Origin of the sequence: Paenibacillus qinlingensis, from assembly GCF_031455095.1 — a bacterium.
Taxonomy (GTDB): domain Bacteria; phylum Bacillota; class Bacilli; order Paenibacillales; family NBRC-103111; genus Paenibacillus_E; species Paenibacillus_E qinlingensis_A.
This window is the reverse complement of sequence record NZ_JAVDSB010000008.1, coordinates 14,521-32,922: the sequence shown is the minus strand read 5'-3', so window position 1 is coordinate 32,922 and position 18,402 is coordinate 14,521. Positions and strand designations below refer to the sequence as shown.

12 protein-coding genes are annotated in these 18,402 nt (G+C 44.1%); 10 read left to right on the top strand and 2 right to left on the bottom strand.

Annotated features, from left to right (window positions below; translation table 11 throughout):
• The first annotated feature begins 73 nt into the window (after positions 1–73).
• The 6 genes from J2736_RS20260 (at position 74) to J2736_RS20235 (ending at position 10,228) form a co-directional block, all read left to right on the top strand.
• Positions 74–1,846 (top strand): cache domain-containing sensor histidine kinase, encoded by a 1,773-nt coding sequence (locus J2736_RS20260; protein ID WP_310500402.1) that lies wholly within the window; start codon positions 74–76, stop codon positions 1,844–1,846.
• Positions 1,839–3,254: a response regulator transcription factor gene (locus J2736_RS20255; RefSeq protein WP_310500401.1), complete on the top strand. Its 1,416-nt coding sequence runs from the start codon at positions 1,839–1,841 to the stop codon at positions 3,252–3,254. The genes J2736_RS20260 and J2736_RS20255 overlap by 8 nt, the downstream gene beginning before the upstream one ends.
• A gap of 180 nt (positions 3,255–3,434) precedes the next feature.
• Positions 3,435–4,385, top strand: a complete 951-nt coding sequence (locus tag J2736_RS20250) for an ABC transporter permease (protein ID WP_310500400.1) — start codon at positions 3,435–3,437, stop codon at positions 4,383–4,385.
• 15 nt (positions 4,386–4,400) lie between these two features.
• Entirely contained in the window at positions 4,401–5,288 is an 888-nt protein-coding gene (locus J2736_RS20245) for a carbohydrate ABC transporter permease (RefSeq protein WP_310500399.1), read from the top strand.
• Positions 5,289–5,367: 79 nt separating this feature from the next.
• Positions 5,368–7,023: an extracellular solute-binding protein gene (locus J2736_RS20240; RefSeq protein WP_310500398.1), complete on the top strand. Its 1,656-nt coding sequence runs from the start codon at positions 5,368–5,370 to the stop codon at positions 7,021–7,023.
• A gap of 202 nt (positions 7,024–7,225) precedes the next feature.
• Positions 7,226–10,228 (top strand): fibronectin type III domain-containing protein, encoded by a 3,003-nt coding sequence (locus J2736_RS20235; protein ID WP_310500397.1) that lies wholly within the window; start codon positions 7,226–7,228, stop codon positions 10,226–10,228.
• A gap of 283 nt (positions 10,229–10,511) precedes the next feature.
• On the opposite strand, the gene J2736_RS20230 is transcribed toward J2736_RS20235, so the two are convergent.
• On the bottom strand, positions 10,512–11,651 hold the full coding sequence (locus J2736_RS20230; RefSeq protein WP_310500396.1) for a polysaccharide deacetylase family protein: 1,140 nt from the start codon (positions 11,649–11,651) through the stop codon (positions 10,512–10,514).
• Between the two features lie 116 nt (positions 11,652–11,767).
• On the opposite strand from J2736_RS20230, the gene J2736_RS20225 reads away from it, so the two are divergent.
• From J2736_RS20225 to J2736_RS20210, 4 genes are all read left to right on the top strand, one after another.
• Positions 11,768–13,318 carry a fumarate hydratase gene (locus tag J2736_RS20225; RefSeq protein ID WP_310500395.1) on the top strand — a complete coding sequence of 517 codons (1,551 nt, stop codon included), beginning with the start codon at positions 11,768–11,770 and terminating at the stop codon, positions 13,316–13,318.
• A 143-nt stretch (positions 13,319–13,461) separates the two neighbouring features.
• Positions 13,462–15,258, top strand: coding sequence for a two-component system histidine kinase PnpS (pnpS, locus tag J2736_RS20220; protein ID WP_310500394.1), 1,797 nt, complete (start codon positions 13,462–13,464; stop codon positions 15,256–15,258).
• A 120-nt stretch (positions 15,259–15,378) separates the two neighbouring features.
• Positions 15,379–16,095, top strand: a complete 717-nt coding sequence (locus J2736_RS20215) for a response regulator transcription factor (protein ID WP_310500393.1) — start codon at positions 15,379–15,381, stop codon at positions 16,093–16,095.
• Between the two features lie 218 nt (positions 16,096–16,313).
• Complete coding sequence (locus J2736_RS20210; protein ID WP_310500392.1) at positions 16,314–17,396, top strand: Gfo/Idh/MocA family protein; 1,083 nt, start codon at positions 16,314–16,316, stop codon at positions 17,394–17,396.
• Between the two features lie 64 nt (positions 17,397–17,460).
• Here the strand turns inward: J2736_RS20210 and J2736_RS20205 are convergent, their stop codons facing one another.
• Positions 17,461–18,336, bottom strand: coding sequence for an AraC family transcriptional regulator (locus J2736_RS20205; protein WP_310500391.1), 876 nt, complete (start codon positions 18,334–18,336; stop codon positions 17,461–17,463).
• Between the last annotated feature and the right edge of the window lie 66 nt (positions 18,337–18,402).

Here is an 18,402-nt window from a genome sequence, read left to right as displayed (position 1 = left end):
TGTAGAATTTTATGAATTCAGAATATTCTTTTAAATATAGCGGAGAGGTTTGTAGAAAGGAATTGAGGTCGCCATGCATTGGTTCAGTAAAGTGACAATCAGAAATCAACTGATTTTCCTCGCATCCATCACATTTGTGTTGTTAATCTTAATTTTTTCCGTCTTTTATACCCAAAACAAAGAGATTATTAAACAAAAGAATACCGAGTATACCGTGAATATGATTTCTCAATTGCAGCAAGATGTGGCTTCCTACCGAAATAGTATTGATAAATTACTGATGAATATTGCTTATAACCCCGACATGCAGGAATTCATGCTTGAAACCGATTATGGAAATAGGTACGAGCTCTCTAAGAAAATTAGCAGTGTACTGAACAATGCCAGATTAATGAAGGAAGGTATTGTAGACGTCATTGTCGTTGGAAATTCAGGCTCGTTCTATAGCACCTTCGGCGGAAATGAATATGTCACGAAGTATCAACAGCTCTTCAGTAGTTCTCCCTTTATTTCAGGTTTGAAAGAAGTGAATTTCGGTTCCAATATCAAGGGAACCAAGTTTTTCATAGCAGGACTATCCACCTTCGCCACGTACGATGCTGCACATACAGGCACACAGATTGGCTATTGTTACCTAGTCATTGATGCGAAGGAAATTACCGCGCTTTCGTTCCCCAAGATCGGCAAGGAAGAGATGAAGTTCTACTTACTAGATCGCGATCATCAGGTGTTTACGTCCAACGATACAGCCGCTATTGGGGGCAACTCCGATTTCTTGACAGCGGCAGAAGCTTTAAATGGCCAATCGGCGATCCTTACTTTGAATGGCGTTCGCCAAATTGTTCAAACCGAGAAGTTGCCCGAAATTGGCGGCACTATCATTAGTGCTATTCCCGAAAAAGCGTTATATAGCGAGATTAGAAAATTAAGATTAAATGTCATTTACTTGCTGCTTACAGCTATTTTCATTCTTTCCGTGCCTTTCATCCTCATTATGAATAATTTGATTAAACCCATTCGCCAAATTACGAATTTCATTCTAGGTATTCGAACCAAACAAACGGTCATTTTCAAGCAGGAGATCAAACTTGAAGGCTACTTTGAAATGACCATTCTGTCTTCCAAATTGAATACAATGTTCAACGAAATCGATTCCCTCACACGCAATCTCATTGATGCTAATATCCAGCTGTATCGCGTGGAACTCGAGAAAAAGAAAGCTGAACTTGCGTTCTTGCAAAGTCAGATTAATCCTCATTTTCTGTACAACACCTTCGAAACGATAAAAGGAATTGCGATGATAAGAGGGGTTCACGAGATTAAAGACATGGTCCAAGATTTGAGCCGGATATTTCGATACAGTATTAAAGGAACAGAAGAAGTCTCGCTCCAAGAAGAGTTGGATACGATTAGCGCTTATTTGCGCATTCAAAAGACGCGGTTCAAGGATCGATTCGACATTCAGATGGACATTAACCCTCGGGTATTAACTTGCAAAGTTCCTAAAATGATTCTTCAACCGATTGTTGAGAATGCGATTATACATGGCTTAGAGCCCTTATCGAAAAAGGGTCATCTGAGGATTATGGCGGAAATTGACCCCCATAACAAATTAGTTATCTCTGTGAAAGATAATGGGAACGGAATGCCTGAGGAAATGAGCGAGGCGTTACTTAAGAATGCGGAAGGCAAAGACCCGTTCGAGCAGCATCTAGGCTTGAAAAACGTCAATAATCGAATCCAATTCATCTGTGGAGATGAGTATGGGTTGAGCTTCCAAAGTCAAGAGAACTTAGGGACAGAAGTGATTTTTCATTTGCCGCTAAAGGAGAATGAGGATGTATAAAATTTTATTGGTAGATGATGAAGAGTGGGTTGTACAGAGCTTAAAACATAGTATTGATTGGGAGGAATATGGATTTCAAGTGATTGGAGAAGTGCACAGCGCTGACGAAGCCCTTGCATTCATTGACACCCATCAACCACATCTCGTGATAACGGATATCAAAATGCCTGGTATGAGTGGGCTCGAATTAATAAAAAGAGTCGTAAGCAAAGAGTTACCCGTCCAGTTTGTTGTAGCCAGCGGACATGCGGAGTTCGTTTATGCACAGAAAGCGCTGCAATATGGGGCGATTGGCTACTGTTTGAAGCCTTTTGAAGAAAATGAAATTAAAGATTACTTAAAGAAAGCTAGGTTACATATCGAATCAAAAAGTAAAAGTGATCATTTGGAATTAATCGATTTAATTCTAGGGCAAAGTGTGCCCGATCATGGCAAAGTAAAGGAATTATTACGGGCTGAAGGCGTTGATTGTGATAAAAATGAATTAGCTGTTATTCAAGTGATCGGGAATTTCCTCATGCCAAGCGAAAGTAAGATTCCGTATTGCAGTCTGAAAACTGGACCAAGTAAACGGGTCTGTCTTATGAATCAATCGGATTTTATGTCGTTTATGGAAAAAGTGAAATCGGTCCCGAATGTTAGTGTAGGCTATGCGACGCACATGAAGCTACACGAGATTAAAGAAGCCATACATGCGGCCAATATATCAGCATTTCATTTTTTCGTGACCGGAAAGAAGGATTGTTATTGTGTCAGTGCTGCCTCTACGGATCTTAAGCGTTATTTAGGTCATGTAGCAACCGCGATGGAAAAGAAAGATCTGAAGTTCATTGATGCCACCTTTCATGAACTCTCGCTTTGCTTCGAATCGGGAGCGTATACGATTAAAGATGCTTATTTTGTCTATTATCAAATTATGTATTATGCGAGCGATAGACTAGCTATGCATGTCGACGTGGAGATTGATCATTTCGAACAGCTATCTTCCATTTATATGAATGTACATGTCATGTTGGCAGAGCTTAGACGGCAAATCATTCAACAAGTGATATCCTTAGCGCAGGTATCCGATGTAGAGATCGAGCACGAAACCGTCAGGCATATTGTGAAATATGTCAAAGAAAATTTCTATAATGACATCAATTTGAGTCAGATTTCCAAACTATTTTTCGTAACGCCGAACTATGTTAGTCATATTTTTAAAAGGGAAATGGGCGTTAATTTCACGGAGTATATCAGTAAGCTGCGGATTGATTATGCGGGGGGCTTATTAAACAGCTCAACGTTAACCATTCAACAGGTGAGTGAGAAGTCAGGGTTTAACGATTATTTTTATTTTACCAAAATATTTAAGCGGATAACGGGCATTACGCCATCGGAGTATAGAAAAAAAACAAGGGCAGATTAGTCCTCACTGTGCGATATGAACGATTTCATGATTGGCTATGTAATAATCTACGATGAAGAAACATGTTATGCCTTTCCGATTAAAGCGTCGATATAGATGCTGGAAATCGTCTATATGGGCGTATCGCAGATTATATTAATATTTAGTTAAGACATCGTTCACATCGTAAGGAGGGTTCCTATGGAAACAACAACGAACTTAGTCGAGCATAGGCAGGTTCGTAAACGATCCAACTTATGGGATAGAATCACCTACCATAAGTATTTCTATCTCATGTTATTACCTATCATTACATGGTATGTAATATTTTGCTATATTCCAATGTACGGTTTGTCCTTAGCGTTCAAAACCTACGACTTTAGCAAAGGGATTACAGGCAGCCCATGGATCGGAATTCAAAACTTTAGAGATATTCTGAATGATAGTCAGTATGTAAACTCTTTAATGAATACCATCATCATTAGCTTCGGCAAACTTATATTTCATTTTCCAGTGCCAATCCTTCTAGCCCTTCTCATTAACCAAATTGCGAGGCAGAAACTTAAAAAGATATACCAGACGATTTTTACATTTCCGCATTTTATTTCATGGGTCGTATTAGGTGGAATTATTACCAACATTTTAGGCTCACAAGGTGTTTTTAATCAAATTATGGGGTTGTTCGGATTTGAATCGATGTCCATCCTTACGGACCCTGCGTTATTTCGCCCACTCATCTACATCACGCATATTTGGAAAGAAATTGGGTGGGACTCCATCATTTATTTAGCGGCTCTTGCAGGTATTAATCCTGAATTGTATGAAGCAGCGGATATGGATGGCGCGAATGGCTTACAGAAAGTACTTCATGTTTCTTGGCCTGGTATTAAATCTACGGTAGCCATCCTGTTCATCCTTACAGTTGGGCTTATGATGAATGTTAGTTTTGATCAAATCTACAACCTGTACAGTGCTCCCGTTTATATCGTTGGGGACACGGTGGACACTTACATTTTGAGGACAACCATGTCAGTTGGAAGCAATTTTGGATTATTAGCTGCTGCTGGCTTTATCAAGTCTGTTGCAAGTATGTTTCTACTGTTGTTTGCCAATTATGTTGTGAAAAAATTTGGAGAACAGGGTCTGTTTTAGAAAGGGGGAGTAAGCATGAACTCATCACCAAGTGTAGGCAGAAAACGTTCGGGGTTAAGCTTTATTCCCCATGTCATATTAGGATTCTTTGGAATCCTATCCATATTTCCTTTCTATACGGTTCTGATTTCTTCTTTCGCCTCTTTTGAAGCGATTACTAGTAAGAAGGTATATCTATTTCCCACTTCATTCGTATTAACGAACTACAAAACAATCTTAACGCAAGATCAATTCTTTAGCTCACTAGGTGTAACCATCTTTATTACGGTAGTCGGTGTATCGATCAATATGTTTCTTTCGGTAACTGGAGCTTATGCGCTGTCCAAGAAACAGCTGCCTGGTCGTAATTTGTTCTTATCCTTGATCATATTCACGATGTTTTTTAACGGCGGTTTGATCCCCTGGTATTTACTCGTTAAAAATTTAGGCTTAATTGATAGTCTATTCTCCATGATTTTACCTGTAGGAATCAATACATTCTATCTCATCATTATGAAAAACTATTTCAATTCACTGCCTGAAAGCTTAGAAGAGTCGGCTAAGATCGACGGCGCCAATGATATCTATATTTTGATCAAAATTATCATCCCCATTTCAGCGCCTTTCATCGCTACATTTGCCTTGTTTTATTCCGTAGAACGATGGAACGAATGGTATAACTCCTTATTATTTATTCACTCACCTTCTAAGGCACCTTTACAAATACTGCTTCGAGAGCTGCTGATTAATTTCAATACGGACATTGGGTCGATTGGGGCAGCCATCAGGGACAGTAAAAGCATCTATGTACAAGGTGTACAAATGGCCTCGATTGTAGTCACAAGTCTTCCGATCTTACTTATTTACCCGTTTCTTCAAAAGCATTTTGCAAGTGGCATTATGGTGGGGTCGTTAAAAGAGTAAGAGGCCAAACGTAGGTGTTTGAAAGAAAAGGGCAACAAATTGCCTTTCTCTTCTATATAAAAAATAGGGAGGTTTTCTTATGAAAATGTTGAAAAAAAGTTCACTTTTCTTAATGAGTACGCTGCTGTTTACAACCTCATTAGTGGCCTGCAGTAAAACCAACACGGAACCAAGCTCGGCCACTGTGGCGCCTACAGCCAGTACCAGTACCACCAGTACGACTACACCAAAGACGGAAGAAAACAAGTATAAGGATGCCATCGAACTTTCCGTTGCGATATGGGATGTCGAGTCAGGATTAGCGAAGTCGAAAGATGATGCCCTCTATCAATTCCTTTCAAAGAAATTTAACGTAACATTTAAGCCTGTAGGCATCACATGGGATGATTATGCGCAAAAGATCAATCTCTGGGCCGCTTCCGATTCCTTGCCCGACATTTTCTCCATTGATGCGATCGGAACGCCAACTTTTTATAATTGGGTCAACCAAGGCATTGTAAAACCAATTCCGAAGGATCTTTCCGGTTATCCGAATTTGTCAAAGTACTTAGACGTGAAAGATATTCAAGCAACGAAGATTAATGGGCAATTCTATGGTATCCCTCGACGTACTTATTCTTCTTTGAATTATAATGCGAATGATCGGATCATCTTCTACCGTTGGGACTGGGCACAGGCAGCAGGTGTAACGAAGGAACCAGAAACGTTTGACGAATACAAAGATATGATGGTTAAAATTGTAGCCTCGAATCCAGAAGGGAAAAAGCCTGTTGGACTCACGGGACTTCCAAAAACAGCACCAGATGTACTGTGGACGTACAGTAACCCTCTAGCTTCCTCAGATGGCAGTGGGGCTGATTCCAAATGGATCAAGGAAGATGGTAAATTCATTCCAGCTGTCTTTAGTAAAAACTCCATACCTACATTGAAAATGGCACGTGATTGGTTCGCAGCAGGCATTATTGATAAGGATTTACCATTGTTAAAAGGTGAACAGCATTACGAGAAGTTTGCCTCTGGGAAAGCTGCATCCATTGTTGTCAGCGGTGGTTATATCAATGGCTACAAAAAAATCGAGAAAGACAGATTTAACAAAGTCTATCCGGACAAAAAATTCACGGACGCTGTTAAATCATTGAAACCACTGACAAGTCTAGATGGCAACAAATATCATCCTGTATTTAAAACATACTGGTCGGAAAGTTATTTTAACGCGAAGATTAACGACAAAAAATTGGCACGTATCTTGGATCTGTATGATTATCTGTTGAGCGATGAAGGGAAACGTCTAGTTAGCTATGGATTTGAAAATGTCGATTATAAACTGGATGGTGCCAAAATCATCCCGATCGATCCCAAAGTCGTCATTGGTGAGAAATATCCAAGTACACTAGTCTTCAATACGTTAGCAACGTGGGAAACCCCTTATACCGTTGACGATCCTAACGATCAAAGCTGGGTGAACAAGGATCTGCAGAAGGATGCAATCAGTTACATGCAATTTGTGAAAACCAAAACAAAAATTCCTGATTTCTCACCTGAGTTAACGCTAGTGTCTACACCAGCCAAAGATAAATTTACGGTCATTAATTCAGATTTACTAATCAAAATCATGGCAAGTAAAGATGATGTGGAACAAATGTTCACGAAGGAAATTGACGCTTATAAAGGGAAAGGTCTGGATAAAGTCATCGAAGAAGTGAATGCCAAAGCGCAGCAACTAGGGATTAAGTGAACGAACTTCCTGGTCGGTATCCTCGTATACCGACCAGGAAGAATAATTATAGGGTCATGTCGTATAGAAGGCGCACGAACTTTTGTTACAGGCCAAGTAAACCATAAACAATGATTGGAAGGGAATGGTTAATCCGATGCGACAATACGCTCAAAGGGCAAAAAGAAAGATCAGACTACTTACGCAAGTTTGTTCAGTACTTATGTTATCCTCCCTTTTCAGCAACTGGATTCCGCAACAGCCAGTGTACGCAGACGATTATTACGGCCATGAAAATACAGGTATATTTCGTGAAGATTTTAATGGAAACACCTTAGACCCCAAGAAGTGGCTTATCGCTGCGAAGCAATGGGGCGGAATGAATAACAATGGTGTGGTACCAGAAAATGTTAAAGTTCAAAATGGCAACTTAATTCTTGAAGCACATGGTGATTTATATAATGGTCCAGTCAAAGGCTTATACAAACCCAATAAAAATAAGGAAGATATTACGCCTTATCACCTTGCTTACAATGTGGATACCGTGGAGCGCGGGAATAAAAGAGTGGGCGCAGCAGTAGCAACGAAAGCTTATATGGGTTCTGGCAGATATACGATGTCTGCGAAGATTATTCCGGATTTGGGTGTAGCTTCTACGATGTGGAGCTTTCATTACCAAGAGTATTATGGATCCGTAGCTACCAAAAATGGTGTCAAGGTTGCGAGTGGAGATCCGGAATACATCAGAGCGTTTAAAGAAGGCCGGTTGCTGCCTGGAGCAGGTGGTGTGTACCCGGATTATTACGCATACAATCATGAAATCGATATTGAGCTTCCGGGTAGACCTAGTGGAGCCCATACGGGGCAAACTTATGACCGGGCACTTTTGAACACTTTTACAGGTGAAGCGGATAATGAGTATACGACCATATACGCGAATCTGGCTGCCAAAGGTATTCATGTGAACGATGGGAACTACCACAAATTTGAATACCGCTGGCACACAGGAGGCAATGGAGAAACACCGAGAGTGGACTATTATATAGATGATCAGTATATCGCCACCAATACAACAACACTTCCAACCAACGCAGGCCGTCTCTGGCTGGGCGTGTGGTTCCCGGATGCTTGGGCGGGCTCGTCCGCTAACTTCGATGTGAAGCAAATGGCTGTCGACTACTTTGAATTTGAACCATACCACGAGCCAGGAGACACATGGATGCCGGAGACATTCCCGGATGACGGTTGGGAAGATTCTGATTTCCGTCCTATGACGGCAGACGCGATTAATACAAGATGGGGCACAACAACAGGGGAATTTCGTGATAATTTCGATGGAACGTGGCTAGACACAAGTAAATGGAAAATAGCGCAGAAAAATTGGGGTGGCATGCTCGGAAACTCAAGTGTCAATGGACAAAGCTGGAATGGCGGTGTTCACCCGGATAACGTTAAGCTGGATGCACAAGGGCATTTGGTACTAGAAGCGCATGGCGATTATTATAACGGATTACCTATTGGGATGAATAGCAATGGTGTGCCGCGAAAAGATGGTCGACGTGTTGGTGCCGCTATTGCGACTTCGCACTATTATGGCTCTGGTGAGTATGAAATTCGCATGAAAATACCAAAAGTGATAACAGGGCCTAATAATGAAGGAATGCCGCATGGAGCTGTTCCTGCGATCTGGACATTCCATTATCAGGAAATGGATGCGACAAGTCCTGAAGCTCAGCAATTTAACGTCGATCCTAACGCGGATTACTGGGTCAGTAACAATGAAATTGATATGGAATTTCCAGGACGTCCTGGCCCGACACATACAGGTATGACATTTAATAAGGCCTTATTTAATACTTGGCAAGGCGAGAATGAGACGGAATATCATACGAATTATACAAATTTGGGAACGAACGTGTCAGATGATCAATGGCATACGTACAAAATTATTTGGCAAATTGCTGACCCCGCTCATCAAATTGCGCCTTATGTGCAATTCATGGTGGATGGTGTTACCAAATATACGGCAGATGCCTCCAAATTCATTCCTACTAAACCAGGACGCTTATGGTTAGGGTATTGGTTCCCCAAAAATTGGGGCGGGCCAGCGAATTTCTCTAAAGCACAATTGTTAGTTGATTATGTGAATTTCAAACCGTACAGCACTTCAGGTGCTATGACACAGCAAGAGTCATATCCGATGACAGGTTGGGCTGCGAGTGAACAGTACCCAGGCTATTGCGTATTCCCTTGCAGTGCAGCGCAAACCCCGGACACACAAGCGCCAACCGTACCTACTGCCTTGATATCCCCTTCCAAAACAAGTAACAGTGTTACACTTTCGTGGACAGCGTCAACGGATAATGTTGGGGTTACGGCATACGACGTTTATCAAAACAATACGTTACTTACTACTGTAACAGGAACAACGTATGTGGCATCTGGTTTGACAGCGAACACGACGTATAATTATTATGTCAAAGCAAAAGATGCTGCAGGGAATCTGTCAGCAGCGAGCAGCACGCTCAATGTCACGACAGGAGTTGCGGATACGCAAGCACCAACGGTGCCAACGAACTTAACATCACCATCTAAGACGGATACCAGCGTGAATTTATCATGGACGGCTTCAACAGATAACGTGGGAGTAACGGGATATGAGGTCTACAAGAATGGTGTCTTATCTGCGACAGTAACGGGCATATCAGCTGTCGTGTCAGGACTGACGGCTAGTACGGCCTATAACTTTACGGTCAAAGCAAAAGATGCTGCAGGGAATCTGTCAGCAGCGAGCAGCGTATTAGCCGTGACGACGAATGCAGCCGTAAGCAATATGCTTCAGAACGGTACATTTAGTTCAGGACTTGTTAGTGATGCTGCTTTAGGTTGGAAAAATACGAAAACCGGTGTGTCAGATGTGACGGGTGGCACACTGAATTTACATCCAACGACTGTCGATATTGCAGAAGTCGAGCAAGCTGTAACAGTCACATCTGGTCAGGCTTATAAGTTAACAGGCGATATGTGGAGTACTGGTGATCCAACATATGGGTATGTGTATATCTATAGTGGATCCCAAATCATTGCGCAGGATTTCACGAATGCAACCAAATCGCTAAATCTTGTTTTTACAGCAACAAGTAATCAAATTCGTGTCGTGCTGCAAGCCTATAAGCAGCAAACGGGGGTATTCCATTTTGATAACTTGAATTTAGCTACAAATTAAAGAAGATGGCATGAAAGGCGCGTAACATGTGCCTTTCATGCCATTTTTTTATGAATAGATGGATTATCTACAGTTAAATTTATCGATTTAACGATTAAACGCAAAATAGATGGAAAATATGTAGTTAATTTTAGCCGTTTTTACTAAAAAGAATAAAAACGAAGGTTTTAACTACATATTTTACAGTTAAATGGAATTTATGAGGAAAGTACTCATAAATAGCTGTATATTTTCCAGTTAAAGCTAAACACTGGAAGACGATCTTCTCGAGCACTCAGCTTGCTTATTTCACGCTCGGCGCCACCCGTACCGCCACCTTGCCGGTGGCCGGGGTGTAGACGAGCGACTGCCCGATCAGCGCTTGCAGATCGTCAAGCGCAACCGTGACCTGCCCGTGCTCGCGCAGCGCGGGCTGCCTTAATCGGACGCGCGCGCCGTCGCCGCGCGTCGCGGTCTTCGCATTCACCTGCAAGGTGAATGCCTCTTGCCCCAGGCGGAGGCGCAACTCTCCGCCCTCTACAGCAGCGCTGCCGCCGAGCTGCGCGACGGCAGCGGCCGCGTCCAAGCGCAGCGGCGCGCTGCCTTGCTGCGCCTCGACCCGGCGCTGGATCGAACGGTGCAGCAGCTCCGGCGTAATGTTCGGGCTGCCCGCGTTGATCCGCGGGATCAACATGTGATCGGCGCTGCGCGTCGCCATCTCGGGCGAGATCGTGAAGGCGTAGCGGAAGCCCGCCTTCTGCACTTGCTCCGTCGCCGCAGGCGACGTGATGCCGTAAGGGTACGCCATCGCGTCGAGCGGCGCCTCGGTGAGTGGTGCAAGCTTGCCGAGGCAGGCCCCAGCATCCGTGAACACACGCTGCTGGTAGGCAGCGTCATTCTCGCCATCGAGCTTGCCCACCAAAGCAGCTTCACCACTCGGCAGCTTGTGGTGAAGGTCATCCGTATGGCAGCCGACGTCGATGAAATTCGTCGCATGCGTCATTTCCTTGATTTGATCATAAGACATCGACGGAATGTAAGAGGCCAAGGGTGTCGCTAAGTCCTTCGTGATGACGAAGTTGACAGCGGGTATGCGTAAGCTTTTGAGAATCGGATAAGCTCCTGTATAAAAGCTTTGATATCCATCATCAAAAGTAACCAGCACCGCGTTCGAGGGAACCGTTGCGCCTGCCATGTACATTTTAAACTCATTCAATGAAATAAAATGATAGCCTTTGCTGAGCAGGGTGGTGAGTTGATCTTGAAATAGGGCACTTGTGATGGTGCTTGAGCTGGTATCGGTGTCATGGATATGATGATACATAAGGACGGCTACTTGATCTTGATAGTAAATGGTCCCCGATTTTTCAGCCTGCAAGGGGGTCAATAAGAGCGTAAGCCCGAGTAGACTAACGAGAATCGAAATTGCGATTCTTTTGTACATGTCAGCGAATCTCCTTGTTTTGCTCACAGAACCGTCGAACTGTTCCTATGAGGTATGATATAATAGTTAATATTCTTTAAGATTATGCGGGTAATTGAGAGGAGCTAGACTGTGTTATGCAACATTTTTATCAAAGCGTTTATGATTTAATTGTGGAAACGTCCACGAATCTTCCAGGTGATGTTCGCCTTGCGGTACAAGCCGCTCAAGCAAGAGAGGACAAGGGTACACGCTCAGCGTTATCACTATCCCGCATTGCCGATAACATTCATATGGCGGAAACTAATGTTTCTCCAATCTGTCAGGATACAGGCATGCCAACGTTTATTATACACTGTCCAGTTGGGGCAAACCAAATTGTAATGAAGAAACATATCCTAGAGGCAGTTGCGAATGCAACGAAGGCAAGTAAGCTTCGTACGAATTCCGTAGATTCGCTGACAGGTGCTAATAGCGGGGATAACCTCGGACCTGGAACACCGGTTATCCATTTTGAGCAATGGGAGCGCGAGGATGTTGAAGTGAAGCTCATTCTCAAAGGCGGCGGCTGTGAGAACAAAAACATTCAATACAGCTTGCCAGCTGATCTTGAAGGCGTAGGCAAAGCTGGTCGTGACCTTGACGGTATTCGCAAATGCGTGATGCATGCGGTCTACCAAGCACAAGGCCAAGGCTGCAGCGCTGGATTTATCGGTGTTGGAATCGGCGGAGATCGGACAAGCGGCTATGAGCTGGCGAAGCATCAATTGTTCCGTCGTGTAGACGATGTGAATCCACATGAAGATCTTCGTAAGGTTGAGGAGTACGTGATGGAGCATGCGAATACGTTGGGAATTGGTACGATGGGTTTTGGCGGCCAAGTAACATTGCTTGGCTGTAAAGTTGGCGTAATGAACCGTCTGCCAGCTAGCTTCTTCGTATCAGTAGCGTATAACTGCTGGGCGTTCCGTCGTCAAGGCGTGATTCTAAATGCAGAAACGGGTGAAATCAACGGCTGGTCTTACCCTAGAGGGGAAGAGGTTTCCTTCCAAGATGCTTTCGAAGCAAGTGCAGAAGAAGCCAGAAATACACCGCAAGAAGAGCGTCGCGAGATCGTTCTTACGACTCCGATTTCAGAAGAGCAGATTCGCAGCTTAAAAGTCGGCGACGTTGTTGTCATTAACGGAACGATGCACACAGGGCGCGATGCGCTTCATAAATATTTGATGGATCATGATGCGCCGATCGATTTGAATGGTGCAGCGATTTACCACTGTGGACCGGTTATGGCGAAGGATGATGCCGGCGAATGGCACGTGAAGGCGGCAGGACCGACAACAAGTATTCGTGAGGAACCTTACCAAGGTGAGATTATTAAGAAGTTCGGTATTCGTGCAGTTATCGGTAAAGGCGGTATGGGACCGAAAACACTGGCAGCGTTGAAGGATCACGGCGGCGTGTACTTGAATGCAATTGGTGGTGCTGCACAGTACTACGCACAATGCTTTAAAAAAGTGGAAGGCGTTGACTATCTAGAATTCGGTATTCCAGAAGCGATGTGGCATTTGGAAACAGAAGGCTTCGCAGCTATCGTGACGATGGATTCTCATGGCAACAGCTTGCATGCCGACGTGGAGAAGAATTCCTTAGAGAAATTGGCAGCGCTGAAAGAGCCTGTTTTTAAATAAATTCTAGTACGTGACGCGTTCTCAACATATTTACAAAAAAAATACTGGATTAGCTAGAGAAATTAGGGTTACTATTTAGAGTAGCCCTTTTTCTTTATGTTTGGAATAATCGGCACATCACCCTGTTGGAGGTTTACGCGTCCATGACCAAATTTCGTGCAAAGCTAACCCTGATTTTAATCTTACTCATTGGATGCTCGATGTTGGTTGCCGGTATATTCATGGCGAAAGTTCTCGAGAGTTCACATGTGAAATCTTTACAAGAAAATATGGAGCGTGAGCTTCATGTGATTGCTTCTAGTGGTGTTTGGGATTATCAAGGGACTGACGCCGAGCTGTACTCGTATTATTCTGCACAAGCGCATCGACTTAAAGACGCAACAACGGAACGTTTGACGTATGTACGTGCTGACGGCAAAGTGCTAGGTGACTCCGACCAACCCCCAGAGCAGATGGATAACCATCTAACAAGACCTGAAATCGCCGCGGCAGCGAAGGTTGGCGTCGGTTATGTGACACGTTATAGTGATACACTGAAAGAGAACATGCTGTATGCAGCGATTCCGGTTAAAAATGAAGCCAAAGTGACAATCGGGTATCTGCGAATATCGTTAAGCTTAGCCCAAGTAGATAAATCTATCCGCAGTCTATGGTATTTCCTTATTTCAGGATTATTGATCCTTTTTGTTATTGCAGGTATTGTCAGCTATCGGATTGCCAAAGGGATTACACGCCCCATTGAGCGGATGACGAAGGTTGCGCAGCAAATTACGAATTTAAATTATGAATCTCGTGTTCCCGCGTATCGCAATGATGAGGTGGGGCAGCTCGGCCAAGCGATTAATCGGATGTCTGAGAGCTTGCAGGGTCAGATGGCACGTATTCAAGAAAATGAACGCAGGCTGCAAGGTGTCATGGAAAATATGATGAGCGGTATCATGATGATTGACCGCGAAGAGCGGATTATGCTGCTCAATCCTTCTGCCGAAGCGATTCTAGGATTCACCTCGCAGGAGCTGCTTGGGAAGAAATATAATGAAGCGAAGCAGCAATATGACTTCACGAAAATGATTCAGGAATGTATCGAGCTGCAGGAGCCGATTTCGGATGAGATGATGTTCTATTATCCGGCAGAGCGTATTCTGGATATTCATTTAAGTCCAATTGCGCATGAAGATGAAGAGTGGTCTGGTGTACTTATCGTGCTCCACGATATCACGGCGGTTCGCAGATTGGAGCGCATGCGCAGTGAGTTCGTAGCGAATGTCTCCCATGAGTTGAAGACGCCGATTGCGGCAGTAAAGGGCTTCGCGGAGACGCTGCTGGCAGGCGCGTTGAATGATAAGGAAACGGCGGTGTCGTTTCTGCAAATCATTTTCGATGAGAGTGAGCGGTTAAATCGTCTGATTGGTGATATTCTAGAGCTGTCGAAGATAGAGTCGAAGCGTATTCCTATGAATTTCTCTCCTGTCTATTTGCCTGAATTTCTGGAGAGATCATTAAGTGTACTGCGCAAAGAAGCAGAGAAGAAGCATATCGAGCTTACCATGACGGTAGAGGATGATATGTATATTGAAGCGGACGAGGATCGGTTGCGCCAAATCATCATTAATTTACTGTCTAATGGCATTGCCTACACGCAAGATGGTGGGAAAGTCAAGCTTCGTGTAGAACCTTTGGAAACTAATGCAGATGGGGATTACGAACGACTGCGAATTATTGTATCGGATACCGGAATGGGGATACCGAAGAAGGATTTACCGCGGATATTCGAACGATTCTATCGGGTAGATAAAGCGAGATCCCGAAGCTCAGGCGGGACGGGACTGGGGTTATCGATTGTTAAGCATCTTGTGGAAATGCATAAAGGAACCATTCGTGTTGAGAGTGAAGTAGGGGTAGGGACGAAATTTATCATTGAGTTGCCTGTGATTCACTAAAAATAGGTAGATTTTTAGCGCGGATTTACACCCCGATGATGAAGGGTTTACAATGCCTTTACAATTATGTGATACACTGGGGTTGTGCAATGTTAATAAACTGTAAATGCGGGGGATCCCATGGCACAAAAAATACTAGTAATTGAAGATGAGCCGACGTTGGCTCGGTTATTATCCTATAACCTCTCGCAGGAAGGCTACGATACGAAAGTGATTGATCATGGTGGTGACGGTCTGCAGGAGGCACTCCAGCAGTCGTATGATCTACTCATTTTGGATATTATGCTGCCCGGACTTAGCGGTTTTGAGGTATTGGCTAAGTTAAGACAAAAAGGTAATCGCACACCAGTCATCATTCTAACCGCACGCAATGCCGAGGATGAGGTTGTACAGGGCTTGAAGCATGGGGCAGATGATTATATCACCAAGCCATTCGGGGTAGCTGAATTACTTGCGCGTGTGGCAGCTGTTCTGCGACGTACACAATCGGATGAGACCGCATCCGATATAGCCAAATCGAATGAGAAAGTCATTCAGGCGGGTGAGCTTCGTATTTATCCTGAGAAATATGAAGTTGTGCTGAATGGGGAGTCCATTCCCTTACGGCCTAAGGAATTTGAAGTCTTACTGTATTTAGTTCAGCGCCCAGGTGTGGTTGTTACCCGAGATGATCTCATGAATATCGTTTGGGGCTTCGACTATATCGGTGGTCAGCGAACGGTTGATGTGCATGTGAGTTCTTTACGCAAAAAGCTGGAAATGAATCAACAATCGGTTCAGATTGATTCGATACGCGGAGTCGGGTACAAACTAATCGCGACGACGATTAAAAAGTAAAGGAGCATGGATGCTGGGGAAGCGGCAACCATGCTTTTTTCTCTTTGGAGTGGATTGGATAGGAGCAGCTAATCTCTACATACGGATAACACAATCGCATACATTATTCGCAAAATCGGGAATTTTTTTCACCGAGGGTTGGGGTATAATTAAGATATACATACGAGTATTCTCAGTAATAAATTTGTTTTGTAGGATCAATATAGAGGAGGAACATCATGTCAACGACGTATCGGATCGCGATTATTGGGTGTGGAGGGATTGCCAATGGCAAGCACATGCCTAGCTTAAGCAAATTGGACAATGTAGAAATGGTAGCATTCTGTGATATCGTTGTAGAGAAAGCGCAGGAAGCTGCTGCCAAGTATGGTAAGGGAGAAGCACGTGTCTATGAGGACTATCGTGAGGTATTGAAGGATAGTTCGATCGATATCGTTCATGTATGTACGCCAAATGATTCCCATGCGGACATCACGATTGCTGCTTTGGAAGCTGGCAAGCATGTCATGTCGGAGAAGCCAATGGCGAAAACAGCGGTTGACGCGAGACGTATGGTTGAAGCAGCGAAGCGTACTGGCAAGAAGCTAACTGTTGGTTATAACAATCGCTTCCGCGGTGATAGCCAACATTTACATAAGCTTTGTTCCGAAGGCGAGCTTGGCGATATCTATTTCGCGAAGGCACATGCGATTCGTCGCCGCGCAGTACCCACTTGGGGCGTGTTCCTTGATGAAGAGAAACAAGGCGGAGGCCCGTTGATCGATATCGGTACGCATGCATTGGATTTGACGTTGTGGATGATGAATAACTATGAGCCAGCCGTTGTTTTGGGTACTTCCTATCACAAGCTTTCTCAGCGTGAAAACGCGGCGAACGCTTGGGGTCCTTGGGATCCAGCTAAGTTCACGGTGGAAGATTCAGCATTTGGTATGATTACGATGAAAAACGGTGCAACGATTATTCTTGAATCGAGCTGGGCGCTGAATACGCTTGAAGTGGATGAAGCGAAATGTACGCTCTCAGGAACAGAAGGCGGCGCGGATATGAAAGGCGGCCTACGCATTAACGGAGAGAAACATAGTCGTTTGTTCACGACAGAAGTGGAATTGAAAGCAGGCGGCGTAGCCTTCTACGATGGTAAAGCGGAGCAGGCTTCTGATTTAGAAATGAAGCTATGGATTCAAGCGATAGAGAACGATACAGATCCCGTTGTTACACCTGAGCAAGCGTGTGTGGTATCTGAGATTCTAGAAGCTATTTATGAGTCAGCGAAAACAGGTAAAGCTGTATACTTTGACTAGGTGATAACATCCTATTGCCTGGGAAATAGTTTAATGACATCAAAAATCCCTTCTTCCGATAGTGTTATCGGTTGGAGGGATTTTTCGTTGTTTTGCGATGCTCGCCGGGCGTCGTGCCTGTGCGTTGTTTGAATATTTTAGAAAAATGATGCAAATCCGCAAAGCCACAATAATCCGAAATGGATTCGTGACTGAGTTCGGTATTCGTAAGCAATTCTTTGGCATGGTGGATGCGCATCTGCAATAAATACTGGTGCGGGGAAGTCCCATAACGCTGCTTGAAGAGGAAGCCGAACCGTGAGATGGATAAATTGGCACGACTGGCCATATCTTGAACGGAAAGGGGATCACTTAAATGATTGGAAAAATAAGAAGTGATCCAGTTTAGGCTTGGAGCTATGGACGGAACATCTTGCTGATAGGGCTCTAGCATAGCGAGAATGATATCGATCATGAGCTGCTGTATTCGGAGCTGGGTAAGCGGATTAGCCACATGAACAAGCTCAATCGTATGCAACAGTTTCTCTTTGAAAAGTATAGGGTTCTGTGGCTGAATCTGTACAGGAACTCGCAGCTTGAACAGGTCTTGCAGGGTTGGCTGCAGGAGATGGTTGTAGGCGGTGAGATCAATTTGCCCTGGTCGTGTGGGAAAGCTGTCTTCTCGTACAGGATTATAGGCGACATCAAAATGCAGAAAAGGCGTGACCGTGTTCGTGAGTCCCTCTAGCGAAAGCAGGCTGCCTGGCTGCACGAGGCAGAATTGCCCAGCGTGAAACAGATAGGTCTGATGATCAACCGAGAAACGACAGGTACCTTCTTGGATGTATACCAATAAATAGTCGAGGAGTCTACGCTCGGGATAGTTCCATGGTTTGCGTACGGCAAAGTCACATTCTCGAATATAAGGGACGATCGGCGGGGAATCCAATCCATTTGGCAATAGGATAGAGCCTCCTTTCATTTGAAATTCCAATGGCGTTGCTAGACAGCCGTTGCACGTACGTTA